General features: G+C 73.2%; 13 protein-coding genes. 10 read left to right on the plus strand and 3 right to left on the minus strand.

Annotated elements, in window-relative coordinates:
- The first annotated feature begins 35 nt into the window (after positions 1-35).
- The 9 genes from ABT381_RS09040 to ABT381_RS09080 all read left to right on the plus strand — a co-directional run bounded on the left by ABT381_RS09040 (position 36) and on the right by ABT381_RS09080 (position 13060).
- Positions 36-845: a PfkB family carbohydrate kinase gene (locus tag ABT381_RS09040; RefSeq protein ID WP_351590001.1), complete on the plus strand. Its 810-nt coding sequence runs from the start codon at positions 36-38 to the stop codon at positions 843-845.
- 24 nt (positions 846-869) lie between these two features.
- Entirely contained in the window at positions 870-2201 is a 1332-nt protein-coding gene (locus tag ABT381_RS09045; protein WP_351590004.1) for an ABC transporter substrate-binding protein, read from the plus strand.
- A 39-nt stretch (positions 2202-2240) separates the two neighbouring features.
- Positions 2241-3122, plus strand: coding sequence for a carbohydrate ABC transporter permease (locus tag ABT381_RS09050; RefSeq protein ID WP_351590007.1), 882 nt, complete (start codon positions 2241-2243; stop codon positions 3120-3122).
- Positions 3119-4015, plus strand: coding sequence for a carbohydrate ABC transporter permease (locus tag ABT381_RS09055; protein WP_351590010.1), 897 nt, complete (start codon positions 3119-3121; stop codon positions 4013-4015). Before ABT381_RS09050 ends, ABT381_RS09055 begins: the two co-directional genes overlap by 4 nt.
- A 144-nt stretch (positions 4016-4159) precedes the next feature.
- Entirely contained in the window at positions 4160-6277 is a 2118-nt protein-coding gene (locus ABT381_RS09060; protein ID WP_351590012.1) for a phosphocholine-specific phospholipase C, read from the plus strand.
- Positions 6278-6487: 210 nt separating this feature from the next.
- A complete protein-coding gene (locus tag ABT381_RS09065; protein WP_351590015.1) occupies positions 6488-8731 on the plus strand; it encodes an MMPL family transporter in 2244 nt (747 codons plus the stop codon).
- A gap of 92 nt (positions 8732-8823) precedes the next feature.
- On the plus strand, positions 8824-9399 hold the full coding sequence (locus ABT381_RS09070; protein ID WP_351590018.1) for a hypothetical protein: 576 nt from the start codon (positions 8824-8826) through the stop codon (positions 9397-9399).
- A 192-nt stretch (positions 9400-9591) separates the two neighbouring features.
- Complete coding sequence (locus tag ABT381_RS09075; RefSeq protein ID WP_351590021.1) at positions 9592-9777, plus strand: hypothetical protein; 186 nt, start codon at positions 9592-9594, stop codon at positions 9775-9777.
- 118 nt (positions 9778-9895) lie between these two features.
- The gene (locus ABT381_RS09080) at positions 9896-13060 is read left to right on the plus strand and encodes a helix-turn-helix transcriptional regulator (RefSeq protein WP_351590024.1); all 3165 of its coding nucleotides are present in this window, start codon (positions 9896-9898) and stop codon (positions 13058-13060) included.
- Positions 13061-13102: 42 nt separating this feature from the next.
- Here ABT381_RS09080 and ABT381_RS09085 read toward each other — a convergent pair whose 3' ends face one another.
- The 3 genes from ABT381_RS09085 to ABT381_RS09095 all read right to left on the minus strand — a co-directional run bounded on the left by ABT381_RS09085 (position 13103) and on the right by ABT381_RS09095 (position 15764).
- Entirely contained in the window at positions 13103-13273 is a 171-nt protein-coding gene (locus ABT381_RS09085; RefSeq protein WP_351590027.1) for a DUF6191 domain-containing protein, read from the minus strand.
- 96 nt (positions 13274-13369) lie between these two features.
- Positions 13370-14554, minus strand: a complete 1185-nt coding sequence (locus ABT381_RS09090) for a PQQ-dependent sugar dehydrogenase (protein WP_351590030.1) — start codon at positions 14552-14554, stop codon at positions 13370-13372.
- Between the two features lie 217 nt (positions 14555-14771).
- The gene (locus ABT381_RS09095) at positions 14772-15764 is read right to left on the minus strand and encodes an aldo/keto reductase (RefSeq protein WP_351590033.1); all 993 of its coding nucleotides are present in this window, start codon (positions 15762-15764) and stop codon (positions 14772-14774) included.
- Between the two features lie 88 nt (positions 15765-15852).
- Between ABT381_RS09095 and ABT381_RS09100 the strand changes: the two genes are divergently transcribed.
- Positions 15853-16812 carry a 2-hydroxyacid dehydrogenase gene (locus ABT381_RS09100; RefSeq protein ID WP_351590036.1) on the plus strand — a complete coding sequence of 320 codons (960 nt, stop codon included), beginning with the start codon at positions 15853-15855 and terminating at the stop codon, positions 16810-16812.
- Positions 16813-16889 lie beyond the last annotated feature (77 nt).

Genomic DNA, 16889 nt, shown 5'->3' on the forward strand with positions numbered 1-16889 from the left:
CCCGTTCCCCCGCAGCTCCCCCGTAAGGAACCCCCATGCGCATCTGCGGAGTCGGTGACAATGTCGTCGACCGCTACCCCCAGCGCGGCCTGATGTACCCGGGCGGCAACGCGCTCAACGTCGCCGTGCACGCCGCCCGGCTCGGCGCCGACGCCGGGTACCTGGGCGTCACCGGTACCGACGAGGCCGGCGCGCACATACGGGCCGCGCTCGCCGCCGAGGGCGTCCGCACCGAGCGGGCCCGTACGGCCCAAGGGCCCAACGCGTACGCCACCGTCCACCTCGACGCGGACGGCAACCGCACCTTCGGCGAGTGCGACGAGACCGTCTCGGTCTTCGCGCCGGACGCCGCCGACCTGGCCTGGCTGGCCGGCTTCGACCTGCTGCACACCGGCGACTGCAGCCGCCTGGAGCCGCATCTGCCCGCGCTCGCCGCGGCCTGCCCGGTCAGCTTCGACTTCTCCGACCGGCCCTGGTCCTACGCCGCGCCGCTGCTGCCGCACGTGCACGGCGCCGTCTTCTCGCGGCCGGACGCCGGGGACGAGGAGGCCGCCGCGCTCGCCGAGCGCGTCCGCGGCGCCGGGCCGCGGCTGGCCGTGGTGACGCGCGGCGCCCGCGGATCGCTGGTGTCGTACGAGGGGGCGGTGCACCACCAGAGCGTCGTCCCGGTCGCCGCCACCGACACCCTCGGCGCCGGCGACTCCTTCATCGCGGCCCTGCTGGTGTCGCTCCACGAAGGCCGCACCCTGGCCGACGCCGCCGGCCGGGCCGCCGGTTACGCCGCCGAGGTCTGCACCACCCCCGGAGCCTTCGGCCACCCCCTCGCCCTCCCCGCCCGGACCTGAACCGACCAACCCAGGAGAGAGCCGATGCGCCGCACCCCGGCAGCCGCCGCCGGCTGCCTGCTCGCCGTACTGCTGACGCTGCTCAGCGGCTGCGGCCAGGCCCCCGTACAGGTCACCGCCGACGACTTCCGCCTCGCCGGGAAGCCCCACGGCCACCTGACCGTCCTGGAGAAGTGGGCGGACCCCGAGTACGCCCCGTACTTCAAGTCGGCGGTCCGGGCGTACGAGAAGCGCAACCCCGGCGTCACCATCGACCTCCAGGCCGTCGGCGACCAGCCGTACAAGGACCGGCTCGCGGTGCTCGCCGCCTCCCGCGAGCTGCCCGACATCTACTTCGCCTGGCCGGGGCGGTACGCGCAGAAGTTCGCCGACGGACGGCTCGCCGCCGACCTCACCGGGCAGCTCGACGGCACCCGCTGGGGCGACAGCTTCGAGAGCGACGCGCTGCGCGCCTTCACCTACGGCGGGCGGCGGTACGGCGTGCCGCTCGACATGGACGCCAAGGTCTTCGCGTACAACGAGAAGATCTTCGACAAGGCCGGGGTGCGACGCATCCCCCGCACCTTCCCCGAACTGCTCACCGCCTGCGACCGGATCAAGAAGGCCGGATACACGCCGCTGGCGTTCGGCAACCAGTACGGCTGGCCGGCCGGGCACCTGCTCACCCAGTTCAACGCCATGGAAGTGCCGGCCGACGTGCTGGCCAAGGACTACGACGGGGGAGCCGGCGCCTTCACCCACCCGGGATACGTCCGCGCGTTCAAGGACCTGGCGCGGCTGCGGCAGCGGTGCATGCCCGCCGGCGGCACCAGCATCAGCCACGAGTCGGCGCAGGCCCGGATGCTGTACGGGAAGGCCGCCATGCAGTATCTGGAGACGCTGGAGTTCTCGTACCTGGACGAGAGCGGCGGCGCCCCGAAGGCGTACTCGGAGAACTGGGACTTCTTCCCGATGCCCGCGGTCCCCGGCGCGAAGGGCTCGCCGCGCGCCATCGCCGGCGGCGTGGACGGCCTGATGGTCTCCAACTCCTCGCCGCACAAGGCGCTCGCCGTGGACTTCCTGAAGTTCCTCACCAGCCGGGACCGGGCCCGCGCGATGGTGCGGGAGCTGGGCTGGCTGAGCGCGGTGAAGGGCACGGCGGACGCCGCGCGGCTGCCCGGGCTGGCCGGCGCGCAGCGGACCATCGCGGGCCACGACATCTCCGTCTGGCTCGACACCCGCGCCGACGACAAGGTCGTCAATCCGTACCTGTCGGCCGCCGATTCCGTACTCGGCGGGAACACCACCCCGGAGCAGGCCGTGAAAGCCGTGCGCCGCGGCGCCGAGAACGCCCGCCGCTTCGGCGTCCGGCCCTGAACCCCGCTCGCCCCGACCGCCCCCGAAGGAGGTGCACCAGTGACACGACGCCGCATCGGGCACGCCCTCTACGCCGCTCCCGCGCTCGCACTGATCGCGTTGTTCGTCTACTACCCGATCGTCGAGAACGTCCGGCTCAGCCTCTTCAAGTTCAGCGTCTTCAAGCCCGGCATGCGCTACGTCGGCCTGGAGAACTACCGGCAGGCCCTGCAGGACCCGGTCTTCTGGCACGCGCTGCTCAACAACGTCTGTTACGCGCTCACCTCGGTCGTCTTCCAGGTCGGCGCGGCGCTGGTGCTCGCCGCGGTACTGGAGGAGCTGATCGGGCGGCGGCTGCGCGGCGTGCTGCGCGCTGTGTACTTCATCCCGGCGGCCGTCTCCATGACCGTCGCGGGCCTGCTCTTCCAGTTCCTGTACCAGCCGGACGCGGGCCTGGTGAACGGCGCCCTGGACGCGGTCGGGCTCGGTGGCCTCCAGCACGACTGGCTGGGCGACACCGCCACCTCCATCTGGGGCGTCATCAACATGAGCCAGTGGCAGTCGTTCGGGTACACGACGATGCTGCTGACCGTCGCGGTCCAGCGGATACCGCGTGAGCTGTACGAGGCGGCGACCGTGGACGGCGCGGGGCGCATCCGCACCTTCTTCCACGTCACCGTGCCGATGGTGCGCGACATGACCACCCTGCTGATCATCCTCACCGTCTCCGGGGCCTTCCTGGTCTTCAACGAGGTGATGGTGATGACCGGCGGCGGCCCCGCCAACTCCAGCCAGGTGCTGGGCACGTGGCTCTACGCCAGCGCCTTCACCGGCGACGACATGGGATACGCCGCGGCGATCGGCACGGTGATCTTCCTCATCACCTTCGCCGCCGGCGCCCTGCAGCTGCTCCACTCGCGCAGAAAGGCGGTCGCCGTATGACCCTCACCCTCGGCAGGACCGCCCGTACGGCACCGGAACCGGCCACGTCCCCCACGGGGCGCGCCCCCGCCCGCTTCGGCCCCGTCGCCGTGCGCGTGCTGGCCTACGGCGCGCTGGCCGCGCTCGCCGTCGCGGTGATCTACCCGCTGTGCTGGATGGCGCTGGCGGGCCTGAAGACCAACGGAGAGATCTTCGCCGATCCCTGGGGGCTGCCCGCGCACCCACACTGGTCGACGTACGCCGACGCCTGGCAGCAGGGCGTGCTCGGCTACCTGCTCAACAGCGTGCTGGTGACCTCCGCGAGCGTGCTGGCCGTCGTCCTCATCAGCGCCTGGGCCGCCTACGGCCTCACCCGCCTGGACATCCCCTGCTCGCAGCCGGCGCTGCTGCTGGTGCTCGGCGCGATGATGCTCTCGCCGACGGTGGCCCTGGTCCCGCTCTCGCAGCTGCTCCAGGCGCTGGGCATCTACGACACGTACTGGGCGCTGATCGTCCTCTACACCGCCTTCAAGGTGCCCTTCACCACCTTCCTGATCCGCGCCTATCTGCTGGGGCAGCCGGTGGAGGTGGAGGAGGCGGCGTACATCGACGGGGCGAGCCGCTGGCAGACGTTCTGGCGGGTGGTCGTCCCGATGGCCCGCCCGATCCTCGCCTCGGCCGCCGTCCTGCAGGCGCTCTTCGCCTGGAACGAGTACGCCTTCGCGCTGGTCTTCATCACCGACGACCGGCTCAAGACGCTGCCCGTGGGCCTGGCGGACATGGCGGGGCGGCTGAACTCCGACTGGCCGGTGCTCTTCGCGGGCCTGACCATCGCCGCGCTGCCGATGATCGTGATCTTCCTGATCGGCCAGCGGCACTTCGTCCGCGGACTGGCGGCCGGCATCGGCAAGTGACCGGTCCGGCGCGGTGAGCGTGGCCCGCTGTTCCGAAAGATGTCACCGCGATACCTATCGCGGGCCACGCGTCTCTTCTATCGTCCCCGACGCACCACATCAATGGGCCGATGGCGGACCATTGGGGACGACTGGAGGAAACGCGTGGCACCGGAGACAACGCGCAGACGGGTACTGGCAGTTGGCGCGGCGGCCGTGGGCGCGGCCGCCGCCGGGTCGCTGCTGCCGCCCTCGCTGCAGCAGGCACTGGCCGCCGACGCGGCGCGGCCCGACCGTACGGACGGCGGGCTCGACGACATCGAGCACGTCGTCGTCCTGATGCAGGAGAACCGGTCCTTCGACCACTACTTCGGGATGCTGCGCGGCGTACGGGGCTACGCCGACCGCAACGCGATCCGCATCCCCGCCGGCCGCAGCGTCTTCGAGCAGCCCGCCGCGACGGGCACCGGCTCCGTGCTGCCCTTCTCCGTGCGCGAGGCCGCGGCCGCGCAGAAGAAGGACCTCCAGTACATCGGCGCCCTCGACCACGGCTGGGACGGCGGCTCGCGGGCCTGGCACGGCGGCTGGATGGACAACTGGGTCGCCGCCAAGACCGCGGCCACGATGGCGCACTACGACCGCCGGGACGTGCCGCTCCACTACGAGCTGGCCGACACCTTCACCGTCTGCGACGCGTACCACTCCTCGATCCACTCCTCCACCAGCCCCAACCGCAACCATCTGGTCAGCGGCTGGACCGGCTTCGAGCCGGACGGCAAGCGGGCGGTCGGCAACGACGCGTACGACGAGGACACCCACCCCGGCTACGACTGGACGACGTACGCCGAGCGCCTGGAGAAAGCCGGCCACAGCTGGCGGGTCTACCAGGAGTGGGACAACTTCACGGACAACAACCTGGAGTTCTACGCGCGCTTCAAGGCCGTCGCCAAGAAGGCGCTCGCGAAGGTCGGGGACGCGAAGATCCAGAACATGACGGCCTTCTACGCGAAGGTCGCGGACGCCGACGCGGCGGAGCGCGAGCGGCTGCAGGGGCTGCTGGAGGAGGGCGTGAAGGCGCTCTCGCGCGCGGACCGGAGCCTGTTCGAGCGCGCGCTGCGGCGCGGCGAGCCGGGCTCGACCGCCACCGCCTTCGCCGCGGACGTCGCCGCCGGCACCCTCCCCGAGGTCAGCTACCTCGTCCCGGCCGCCGCCGACTCCGAGCACCCCGGCTCCTCCTCGCCGATCGCCAGCGCCACCCTCGTGTACAAGGTCCTCGACGCCCTCGGGAAGAACCCCGAGGTCTGGCGGCGCACGGTCCTGCTGCTCACCTACGACGAGAACGACGGCTTCTTCGACCACGTCCCGCCGCCCGTGGCGCCCGCCGGCACCGACGAGGAGTACTGGGACGGGCGCCCCACCGGCCTCGGCATCCGCGTCCCGATGCTGGTGATCTCGCCCTGGACGGTCGGCGGCTACGCCTGCTCCCAGGTCTTCGACCACACCTCGATCACCCGCTTCCTGGAGCGCTGGACGGGGGTCCGCGAGCCGAACATCAGCGCCTGGCGGCGCACCGTCTGCGGCGATCTGACCAGCGCCTTCGACTTCTCGCGCGGCCGCAGGCAGCCGGCCGTCGACCAGCCGGGCGCGATCCCGCCCTTCACCGGGCGGTGGAGCCCCAGGCCGCCCGCCGAGCAGCGGCTGCCGCGGCCGGAGGAGGGCACGCGCCCGGCCCGTCCGCTGCCGTACCAGCCCGACGCGGACGGCGCCTACGACCCGGCGGCCGGGCACTTCCGGCTGGCGCTGCGCAATACGGGCGCGGCCGCCGCGCACCTCGCGCTGTACCCGTATGCGCGCGAATACGCCACGCCCCAGCACCGCGACGTACGGGGGAAGGCAGGCTGGGACGTACCGGTCCGGGAGCAGGCGTACGACTTCCACCTCACCGGGCCCAACGGCTTCCGGCGGGAGTTCGCCGGGACCGGGGCGGGCGCGGCGGCCGGACTGAAGGTGAGCACGCATCTGGACGCCGGGCGGCGGGAGATCCATCTGACGCTCGTCAACGGAGGTGACGGGGGTCTGACCGTCACGCTGGCGCCGCTGGCGTACTCCGGTGCGGCGCCGCGCACGGTGAAGCTGCCCGCGGGGCGCACCCGTACGCTGGCGCACTCCGCCGACCGCGACCACGGCTGGTACGACCTAAACGTCACGGTCACGGAGGACGAAACGTTCCGCCGCCGGCTGATGGGCCACATCGAGAACGGGGCGGAGTCCATAACGGGCTGAAACGCGCGGACGCCGATCCTTCGCTTCTTTGTGGGGAAGTACACAAAGGGGTCAAAGGATCTTTTCGGGCTGTCACTCTCTTGGGATGCGGGCCCGCCGCCCCTTCGTCGGCAGGCGGCGGGCCCGTGCCATCCCCCGCCCGTCCCGCGCTCGGCAGCACCGGTGACCCCGGAGTTCGACGCACAAACCGGGAAGCAGACGAAGGCCCTCATGACCGCACTCGCCCGGTGGTGCCTGAAGCGCCGCGCCCTGGTCATCGTCCTGTGGCTCACCGTCCTCGCGGGCGTCGTGGCGGCAGCCGGTGCACTGGGCTCCTCGTACTCGAACAACTACGACGTCCCCGGTACGGAGTCCGGGCGCGCGGCGGAACGGATGGCGGACGCCTTCCCCGGACAGTCCGGGGACAGCGACACCCTCGTGTGGCACACCGACTCCGGGACCGTGCGCGCGGACGCGGTACGGGACCGGATGGGCCCGGCCCTGGACCGGATCGCCGACCTGCCCGGCGTCGCCTCCGTGGACGGCCCGTACGACACGCGGGCCGGCGCCCCGGCGGACGAGGGGGCGGCACAGCGCGTCAGCGAGGACGGACGCACCGCCTACGCCACGGTGGCCTTCGACGCGCCCACCGACGACCTGGACCCGAAGCAGGTACAGGCCGTCGTGGACACCGCGCGGGCCGCGTCCGGGGACGGCCTCACCGTCGCGCTCGGCGGCGCCGGCATCGGCCTCACCGAAGCGCCGCAGAGCCATCTCGCCGAGGCCCTCGGCCTGGCGGCGGCCGCCGTCGTGCTCTTCCTCGTTTTCGGATCACTGGCCGCGACCCTGCTGCCGATCATCACCGCCGTCGTCGCGGTCGGCACCGCCTCGGCCGGCATCGGCCTGCTCGGCCACGCCATGACCGTGGCCGACTTCGCGCCCATGCTCGGCATGCTCATCGGGCTCGGCGTGGGCATCGACTACGCGCTGTTCATCGTCACCCGGCATCGCAAGAACCTGCGCGCGGGGATGGGCGTCGCCGAGGCCGCGCAGAAGGCGGTGGCCGTCTCGGGACGGGCCGTGGTGTTCGCCGGGGCGACCGTGTGCATCGCCCTGCTCGGGATGCTCGTCCTGCGGCTGAGCTTCCTCAACGGCGTCGCGCTCGCCGCGTCGCTGACCGTCGTGCTCACCGTGGCCGCCTCCGTCACCCTGCTGCCCGCGCTCCTGGGGCTGATCGGGACGCGCGTACTGGGGCGGCGCGAACGCGGCCGGCTCGCCGCCGACGGGCCGCGCCCCGAGCAGCCCACCGGCTTCGCCGTCCGCTGGTCCGGCTTCGTCGAACGCCACCCCAAGCTGCTCGGCGGCCTCGCCGCCGTCGTCATGCTCGTCCTCGCACTGCCCACCCTCGGGCTGCACCTGGGCACCTCCGACCAGGGCAACGACCCGCGCTCCTCGACCACCCGGCAGGCGTACGACCTGCTGGCCGAGGGCTTCGGCCCCGGTTTCAACGGGCCGCTGACCCTGGTCGGCGACCTGGACGGCGCCGGCGACCGGCTCGCCTTCGACGGCCTCCCGGACCGGCTGCGGGCCACACCCGGCGTGGCGCAGGTCAGCGGCCCGGAGTTCGACGGCAGCGGCAGTACGGGCGTGATCACGGTCGTCCCGGACAGCTCACCGCAGTCGAAGGACACCTCGGACCTGGTCGAACGGCTGCGCACGGACGTGCTGCCGAACGCCGCCGACGCCGCCACGCTGCACGTCGACGTCGGCGGCGTGACCGCCGGCTACGACGACTTCGCCGACGTGATCGTCGGCAAGCTGCCGCTCTTCGTGGGCGTGGTCGTCGCCCTCGGGTCCGTACTGCTCCTGCTGGCCTTCCGCTCGATCGGCATCCCGCTCAAGGCCGCGGTCATGAACGTCGCCGCCGTCGCCTCCGCCTTCGGGGTCGTCGTCGCCGTCTTCCAGTGGGGCTGGGGCAGCGAACTCCTGGGCCTGGGCAGCGGCGGCCCGATCGAGCCCTTCCTACCGGTGATCATGGTCTCCGTCCTCTTCGGCCTCTCCATGGACTACCAGGTCTTCCTGGTCAGCCGGATGTACGAGGAGTGGCGGCGCACGCACGACAACTGCCGGTCCGTACGAGTCGGGCTCGCCGAGACCGGCCGGGTGATCAACTCCGCGGCGGTCATCATGATCGCGGTGTTCTCCGCCTTCGTGCTCAGCGGCGACCGGACGATCGCCATGTTCGGCATCGGACTGGCCGCCGCGGTCGCCCTGGACGCCTTCGTGCTGCGCACGCTCCTCGTACCGGCCCTGATGCACATGCTCGGCGGCGCGAACTGGTGGCTGCCGGGCTGGCTGGAGCGGCGGCTGCCGCGCCTCAGCATCGAACCGCCGGAGGAGTACGCGGACGCCGCCCCGCAGGTCCTCGTCCCCGAGCCGCGGGAGGCGGCGGACGCGCCCCTCGTACGCCGCTGACCGGGCCGTCCGGACGCCGTTCCCGCGCTCGTCATCCGGTGTCGGCCCGCTCTCTCATACGACTCTCAGACGCGGCCCCTACGGTCGCGCCCATGGCTACCACGACGACCAAGAACGACACCGAGAAGACCGAGCCGGTCACCGGGGACGCGGCGGCGGACACGAAGCCGGCGGACGCCCCCGAGGACAGCACCCCGGAGACCACCGCCGGTACCGAGGAGACCGGCGCGGACGAGAGCTTCACCGAGGACGCGCCCGCCGTCGAGCAGCCCGCATCCGCGCGCCGCTCCATCGCCGCCGGGGCCGGCGCCGTCGTCGGTGCCGCGCTCGGCCTCGCCTCCCTGACCGGCACCTGGGCCGGCACCGTCCTCGCCGAGCGGCAGACCGTCCTCGGCCAGATCAAGCTCCAGACCGGCAAGACCCGGGACCAGATCGCCGCCGTCTACACCGCCCCCTGGCACACCACGGCCCTCGTCAACGGGATCTTCGCCCTGCTGGCCCTCGTGGTCACCGGCGTCGTCCTGCTCCGCCGCCCGCAGACCGTCTGGGTCCGGGCCGTCGCCTGGGCCGGCTTCGCGCTCGCCGTGATCGGCCTGGTGGTCGCCGGCGGCATGTACCTCGACCTGTTCGCGTCCGCCCCGAAGCTCAGCGCCGGCGGCTCCTCCTGAGGAGAGCCCGCATGACGGCATACAGGAGGGGCCTTAGATCCGCGGCATGAGACACGGCAGCGGATCTAAGGCCCCTCCGGCCGTGGAGATCGGGAAGTTGCCCGATGCGGCGCACCTCCTGAGGCGGCCAGGCTGACGACGTACCGTCAGCCGCCGCGGGAACGCGCTTCCCGCGGCCGTCCAGGAGACGTCATGCTCTACTACGAAGTCCAGCACCGCGCCCGCGCCGAGGAACTGCGCCGGGAGGCCGACCGCGACCGGCTGGCCCGCCAGGCCGCCGAGGGACGCAGCGCCGCGCAGTCCGCCGGCAACGCATCCGAAGGGCGGGTGAGCAGGTGGGGCCGGGGCGTACGGTCCCGCCGCCGGGCCGCGGCATAAGGACCGAACGCCTTACGGACGCGGGCCCGTGACCGCTCACGGAGGCGGCCCGGTGACCGCTTACGGAGGCGGCCCGGTGACCGCAAAACTCGGTGCCGGATTGTCAGACCCCTGTGCGATGCTCTGCGACGTGGAGACCAGGTCCGTCAGTCGCGTGTTCGTCGGCCGCGGCAGCGAGTTGAGCCTGCTGGGCGACGCGCTCGCGCGCACCACGGCCGCCGGCGAGCCGCAGGCGCTGCTCGTCGGCGGCGAGGCGGGCGTGGGCAAGACCCGGCTCGTCGAGGAGTTCGCCGCGGCCGCCCGGGCCACCGGCGCGCTCGTCGCCCTCGGCGGCTGCATCGAGATCGGCTCCGAGGGCCTGCCGTTCGCCCCTTTCTCCGCGATCCTGCGCACGCTGAACGCCCGCCTCCCCGAGGAGCTGGCCGCCGCCGTCGGAGGCCAGGAGGGCGAGCTGGCCCGCATCCTGCCCGAGCTCGGCGAGGCCCCGGGCGAGTCGCGCGACGACGAGCACGGCCGCGCCCGCCTCTTCGAGCTGACCGCCCGGCTGCTGGAGCGGCTCGCCCGCGGCCGCAGCCTCGTCATCCTCATCGAGGACCTGCACTGGGCCGACCGCTCCACCCGCGAGCTGCTCAGCTATCTGCTGCACACCCTCCACGACGCCGGCGTCCTGCTGGTCGCGACGTACCGCTCCGACGACATCCACCGCCGCCACCCGCTGCGCCCCTTCCTCGCCGAGGTCGACCGCATGCGCACGGTCCGGCGCGCCGAGCTGGCCCGGTTCACCCGCGACGAGGTCCGCTCCCAGATGGCCGGGATCACCGGCAGCGAGCCCGAAGAGGCCCTGGTCGAGCGGGTCTTCGAGCGCTCCGAGGGCAACGCCTTCTTCGTCGAGGAGCTGGCCTGCAGCATCCACGACGGCACGCTCCCCGGCCTCAGCGACTCGCTGCGCGACCTCCTCCTCGTCCGCGTCGAGGCGCTGCCGGAGCACACCCAGCGGGTCATCCGGATGGCCGCCGAGGGCGGCTCCACCGTCGAGCACGACCTCCTCGCGGCCGTCGCGGGCCTGCCGGAGGACGACCTCATCGAGGCGCTGCGGGTCGCCGTCGGCAGTAACACCCTCGTGCCCACCAGCGACGGCACGGGCTACCGCTTCCGGCACGCCCTGGTGCGCGAGGCCGTCCAGGACGACCTGCTCCCCGGGGAGCGCACCCGCCTCAACCGCCGGTACGCAGAAGCGCTGGAGGCCGATCCGGGCCTGGTGCGCGCCGAGGCGTGCGCCGCGCGCCTGGCGAGTTACTGGTACCACGCCAGGGACGCCGTCAAGGCACTGCCCGCCGTGCTCACCGCCTCGGTCACCGCCCGCCGCCGGCACGCACACGCCGAGCAGCTGCGGCTGCTGGACCGCGCCCTGGAGCTGTGGGACGAGGTGCCCAAGGACGTCCGGCTCGCGGTCCGCCCCGTGGACTGCGCCGAGGCCTACCCGGCCAGCGGCTGCGACGACGACGCGCTGCGCTATCTCGACCTGCTGGCCGAGATCGCGGTGGCCGCCCGGCTCTCCGGCGACCGCGAGCGCGCCTACACGGTCACCAAGCGGGCACTGCGCGCCCTCGCGAGGGAGCACGACCCGCTGCGCGAGGCGTGGTTCCTCACCCAGCGCTCCCGGCTGGCGCAGAGCACGGGCCGCGGCGACGGCTGGGCCGACCTGAGCGCGGCCCAGGAGCTGGTGCGCGGGCTGCCGCCGTCGCCGGTGCACGCCGCGGTACTGGCGCAGGCCGCCGCCTGGGGCGCACTGCACGCCCCGGGGCCCGACTCCTTCACCGCCGCCGAGCGGGCCGTGGAGCTCGCCTGCCTGGTCGGCGAGGAGGAGGTCGAGCTGAACGCCCGCCTCACGCTGTACGGCCTGCAGGTCTCCTCGGGCGACGTGGACGGCGGCCTGGCCGGCTTCCGCGCGGCGCTGGACCGGGCGCTGGAGCGCGGCTACTCGGCCGTCGTCGCGCGCGGCTTCTCCAACCTCCCCTCGCACCTGGAGTCGGTGGGCCGCTCCGCCGAGGCGGTGGCCGCGACCGAGCGCGGGCTTGCCATGACCGACCACTTCGGCCTGAAGGACTCCCGCAGCTGGGTGTACGGCAATCTCGCCGAGAGCCTGATGTCACTGGGCCGCTGGGCGGAGTCCGCGGCGGCCGCCGCCGACTGCCGGCGCCTCGCCCTGGGCAGCCGCACCCGCGCGCTGGCCGCCTCCCGCCACGCCGACCTGGCGCTGCGCCGCGGCGACTTCGGCACGGCCGCGGAGGAACTGGCCGTAGCGCGCCGCGACTTCGGCAGCTACGAGAACCAACCCCAGTACACGGTCCCCATGACCCGCTTCGCCTACGAAATAGCCGTCCACCGGGAGGGCGCGGCCGCGGCCCGGGAGGTGCTGGAGCCGCTGCTGGCGGCCGGGTTCCCGCTCGACACGTACAGCTTCGGCTGGCCGCTGCTGTGGCGGGCCGCCGCCGCGGAGGCGGACGCCCGCGGGCTGCCCGCCGCGGCCGAGGGGCGGGCGGAGCTGCTCGCCCGGCTGGCGGCGGTGGTGAAGGGGCTGCCCCGCCCGGTCCCGGTGTGGCAGGCGTACGGCCGGCTGACCGAGGCGGAGCTGTGCCGGGCGCAGGGGCGGCCGGCGCCGGAGCGCTGGGCCGAGGCGGTCGCCGCGCTCCGCCGGGTCGAGCGGCCGTACGAGCTGGCCTGGGCGTGCCACCGCTGGGCGGAGGCGCTGCTGACCTGCGGCCCGGCGGCCCGCGAGCAGCGCGAGGCGGCGACGGTGCTGCTCGCCGAGGCGCGGGCCGCGGCGCGGTGGATGGGCGCGGGCCCGCTGGCCCTGGAGATCGACCGGCTCGCGCTGCGGGCCCGGATCACGCTGCCGGACGGGCCGGACGGACGAAGATCCGGCGGCCTCACGCCGGTGCCCACGCCGTCGATGCCCGCGCCGTCGACGCCCCCGCCGTCGACGCCCGTGCTTTCCGCGCCGACCGGGGACCGGGCAGCAGAGCCCGCCGCTTCGACCGCCGCCTCGACGGCCGACGCGACCGCCGGCTCGCTGGGGCTCACCCCGCGCGAGCAGGACGTGCTGCGGCTGGTCGCGGTGGGGCGCAGCAACCGCCAGATAGCGGACGCGCTCTTCATCTCGCCCAAGACCGCGAGCGTGCACGTCTCCAACATCCTGGCGAAGCTCGGCGTCTCGGGGCGCGGCGAGGCGGGCGCCCTGGCGCACCGGCTGCGGCTCTTCCCGGACGCGGAGTCCGCCTGAGACCGAGCGGCCCGGCTCACCGCGCAGGCCGTCGCGGCCCCGTCACGGAGCCGGGCGCGGCGGATGGACGACGACCCGCCCGGAGGCGAGGTCGATCGGGCCGCGGCCCGGGTCGGCGTCGCCGATGTCCTCGACCACCAGGGACAGCTTCTGCCGTTCGTCCTCGGTGTGCTTGCGGCCCGGCGCGAAGAGCTCTTCGGCGAGGTTGAACATGGCGACCCCCTGCGTGGCGTCCTGCTCACTCGGCGTGGCGTCCTGCCCACTGCCGTCAGTGCCGTCAGTGTAGGCACGCGCGGGGCAAAAAGGGCATCATGTGATCTTCAGCCGGAGAATGCGGTCGTCGCCCTTCTCCGGCGTGCCCCGCTTGTCCGTCTCGCTGGTGACCAGCCACAGCCCGCCGTCCCCGGTCGGGACGACCGTCCGCAGCCGCCCGTACTTCCTCTCCAGGAACGCCTGCGGCTTCGCCACGGGCTCCGTGCCCCGCAGCGGGATCCGCCACAGCCGCTCGCCGCGCAGCCCGGCCATCCAGACCGACCCCTTGGCGTACGCGATCCCGCTGGGCGAGGCGTCCGCGGTACGCCACTGCTCGACGGGCTGTACGTACGAGGAGCCCCCGCCGCTCTTCCCCTCGGCGTCGGGCCAGCCGTAATTGCCGCCCGGCCGGATCAGGTTCAGCTCGTCCCAGGTGTTCTGGCCGAATTCCGACGCCCACAGCCGCTTGTCGGCGTCCCAGGCCAGTCCCTGGACGTTGCGGTGGCCGTACGAATAGACGACGGAGTCGGCCGAGGGATTGCCGTGCGCCGGCTCGCCGTCCGGCGTCATCCGCAGGATCTTGCCGCCCAACGAGTCCTTGTCCTGCGCCTCTTCGCCGTCGCCGGTCTCGCCCGTGCCGGCGTACAGCATCTTGTCCGGGCCGAAGGCGATGCGCCCGCCGTTGTGGATACGGCCCTTGGGAATGCCCCTGAACACCGTGTCGGGGGCGCCCAGTTGGTCGCCGGCCGGGCGCTTGTCGTCGTAGAGCATGCGGGCGATGCGGTTGTCGGACGCGGTGGTGAAGTACGCGTACACCAGGTGGTCGGCGCCGAACGTCGAGGAGACCGCGAGGCCCAGCAGCCCGCCCTCGCCGTCCGGGGCCACGCCGGGCACCGAGCCCAGCTCGGTCTTCTTCCCGCTCTTGCCGTCCACCGCGACGATCTTCCCCGTGTCCCGGGACGCCACGAGGAGGTCGCCGCCGGGCAGCGGGGCCACGCCCCAGGGGGACTTGAGGCCGGTGGTGAGGGTGGAGACCACCTTCACCGAGCCCTTCGCGGGGGCCGCCGGGGGAGTGCGGTGCGGCGCGGGCGACGCGCTGCCGCCGCGCGAGGGTCCGGCGGACGTCCCCGCCGTACCACCGTCACCGCCCGAGGGACCGCCCGAAGAACCCCCCGAGGAGCAGCCCGCCGCCAGGAGCAGGGCGGCGGCGGTCAACGCGGCGGTCGCGGTACGGCGTGGCACGGCGGGCGTCCTCTCATCGGCGGCGGCCACCAGCACACCACATGCAGCCCCCCGCCACCCGACGGTTCCCGCACCCGCTTCCGGGGTAACCCCCGGTCGGGGGGAGCGGAGCGTTCGAATCGCCCCGTATGCGCGCGGGCCCCGTACGTGCACCGGGCCCCGTACGTGCACCGGGCCCCGTACGTGCACCGGGCCAGTCCCACGCCCCCGCGCCGGATCAGTCCCAAGACCCCCGTGCCGGTGGCAGGGACGCGATCTCCGCGAGGTCGTGGTGGGTCAGTCGGAGCGCGGCGGCCTTGGCGTTCTGGGTGGCCCAGCGCTCCTTCTTCGTGCCCGGTATCGGGACCACGTGCCGGCCCTGCGCCAGTACCCACGCCAGCGCGACCTGCCCCGGTGTCGCGCCGTGCCGCGCGCCCACCCGGCGCAGCCCCGCCACGACCGGCTGGTTGGCGGCCATCATCTCCGCCGTGAAGCGCGGGTGCCGGGCCCGCAGGTCCTCCGGCTCGAAGCCCTGGCCCGGCGTCAGCGTGCCGGTGAGATAGCCGTTGCCCAGCGGCATCGCCGCGAGGAAGCCCACGCCGCGCGTCTCGCACCACGGCAGCAGCGCCTCCAGCGCGTCCGGCGACCACACCGACAGCTCCGCCTCCACGCTGCTGACCGGGAACACCTGCTGGACGCGCTCCAGTTGGTGCAGCGTGAGGTCGTGCGTACGGGCGCCGCGGCGCCGGGGAGCCCGCGCGCCCACGGCGCACAGCCCCAGTGCGCGCACCTTCCCGGCGGCCACCAGCTCCGCCATCGCCCCCCAGGTCTCCTCGACGGGTACCTCGGGGTCGGAGCGGTGCAGCTGGTAGAGGTCGATGTGGTCGGTCTGCAGCCGGCGCAGCGAGGCGTCGCAGGCCCGCTTCACGTATCCGGGGCGGCCGTTGGCGACGATGTGCTGGTCGCCGACCAGCAGCCCGCCCTTGGTCGAGAGGAACGCCTGGTCCCGGCGCCCCTTGAGCGCCCGGCCCAGTACCAGTTCGTTGGTGAAAGGGCCGTACATGTCGGCGGTGTCCAGCAGGGTGCAGCCCCGGTCGAGCGCGGCGTGCACGGTCCGTACCGAGCCCTCCCCGTTCTGCTGCGACGCGGTGTACCCCCAGTTCATCGGCATGCAGCCGAGCCCGATAGCGCCCACTTCGAGCGCCGCCGCACCGATTGTCCTGCGCTCCACCTGGTCGTGCCTCCGTCCCCTCGCCCCGGTCAAGGGCGCTGACCAAACTAACGTCTGATGACGGGCACTCTTCGCATAGCCTCGGGCCATGGCTTCCGCAGACACCACTCGCGCCACCGACGTCTGGCTCCCCATCCCCGCCACCGAGATCGACGGGCTCCCCGCGGACCTCTCCTACGTCCACTGGGACGCCGGCCCCGAATACCCCGCAGACCCCGCCCGCTGCGCCTTCTACGCCGTCCCCTACATGAAGCCCGTCGACCAGCTCCTGCGGCCGCTCCCGGAAATGGCGAACGTCCGCGTCGTGCAGACCCTCACGGCCGGCATCGAGCACATGCTGCCCGCCGTGCCCGGGCTGCCGGCCGGTGCCAAGCTGTGCAACGCGCGCGGCCTGCACGATGCGAGTACCGCCGAGCTCACCCTCACGCTCATTCTCGCCGCGCTCCGCGACATCCCCGCATTCGTGCGGTCCCAGGACGCGGGGGAGTGGCGACAGGGCTTCCGTGATTCGCTGGCCGACAAGTCCGTCCTCATTGTGGGTTACGGTTCGATCGGAAGTGCTATCGAGGACCGGCTCACGCCTTTTGAGTGTGCGCGGGTGGCGCGCATTGCGCGCACCGCTCGTGACACCGTGCGCGGTCCCGTGCTTCCACTCGCGGAGCTGCCCGCACTGTTGCCCGACGCCGATGTCGTGATCATGGCAACGCCGCTCACCGAAGACACCCGTGGCCTGGTCGGAGCCGATTTCCTGGCCCGCATGAAGGACGGCGCGCTGCTTGTCAACATCGCGCGCGGGGGCGTCGTCGACACCAAGGCGCTGCTCGCCGAACTGGAGTCGGGACGGCTCCGGGCAGCACTCGATGTAACCGATCCGGAACCGCTGCCTGCCACTCACCCCCTGTGGCACGCTCCCGGCGTGCTCATCACTCCGCACGTCGGTGGCCCCAGTACTGCCTTCCTGCCCCGTGCGAAGCGGCTTCTCCGTGATCAACTGCGGCTCTTCGCGGCCGGCGAGCCTCTCCGGAACGTCATCACCACCGCCGACTGACGGGTTGCGCGTAGCTCTACGGAGTCGTACGACTGCGTCCTGTGCGACCAACTCGCCTGCCAGTCACGCTCCGTAGA

The sequence above is a fragment of the Streptomyces sp. NPDC000151 genome (genome assembly GCF_040301705.1).
GTDB lineage: Bacteria > Actinomycetota > Actinomycetes > Streptomycetales > Streptomycetaceae > Streptomyces.

Bases quoted from the DNA above. Each gene is read 5' to 3' on its own strand.
- ABT381_RS09080 (WP_351590024.1), top strand. From the start codon at position 9,896: ATGCTCTGCGACGTGGAGACCAGGTCCGTCAGTCGCGTGTTCGTCGGC.
- ABT381_RS09075 (WP_351590021.1), top strand. From the start codon at position 9,592: ATGCTCTACTACGAAGTCCAGCACCGCGCCCGCGCCGAGGAACTGCGC.
- ABT381_RS09070 (WP_351590018.1), top strand. From the start codon at position 8,824: ATGGCTACCACGACGACCAAGAACGACACCGAGAAGACCGAGCCGGTC.
- ABT381_RS09065 (WP_351590015.1), top strand. From the start codon at position 6,488: ATGACCGCACTCGCCCGGTGGTGCCTGAAGCGCCGCGCCCTGGTCATC.
- ABT381_RS09055 (WP_351590010.1), top strand. From the start codon at position 3,119: ATGACCCTCACCCTCGGCAGGACCGCCCGTACGGCACCGGAACCGGCC.
- ABT381_RS09100 (WP_351590036.1), top strand. From the start codon at position 15,853: ATGGCTTCCGCAGACACCACTCGCGCCACCGACGTCTGGCTCCCCATC.
- ABT381_RS09085 (WP_351590027.1), bottom strand. From the start codon at position 13,273: ATGTTCAACCTCGCCGAAGAGCTCTTCGCGCCGGGCCGCAAGCACACC.
- ABT381_RS09045 (WP_351590004.1), top strand. From the start codon at position 870: ATGCGCCGCACCCCGGCAGCCGCCGCCGGCTGCCTGCTCGCCGTACTG.
- ABT381_RS09040 (WP_351590001.1), top strand. From the start codon at position 36: ATGCGCATCTGCGGAGTCGGTGACAATGTCGTCGACCGCTACCCCCAG.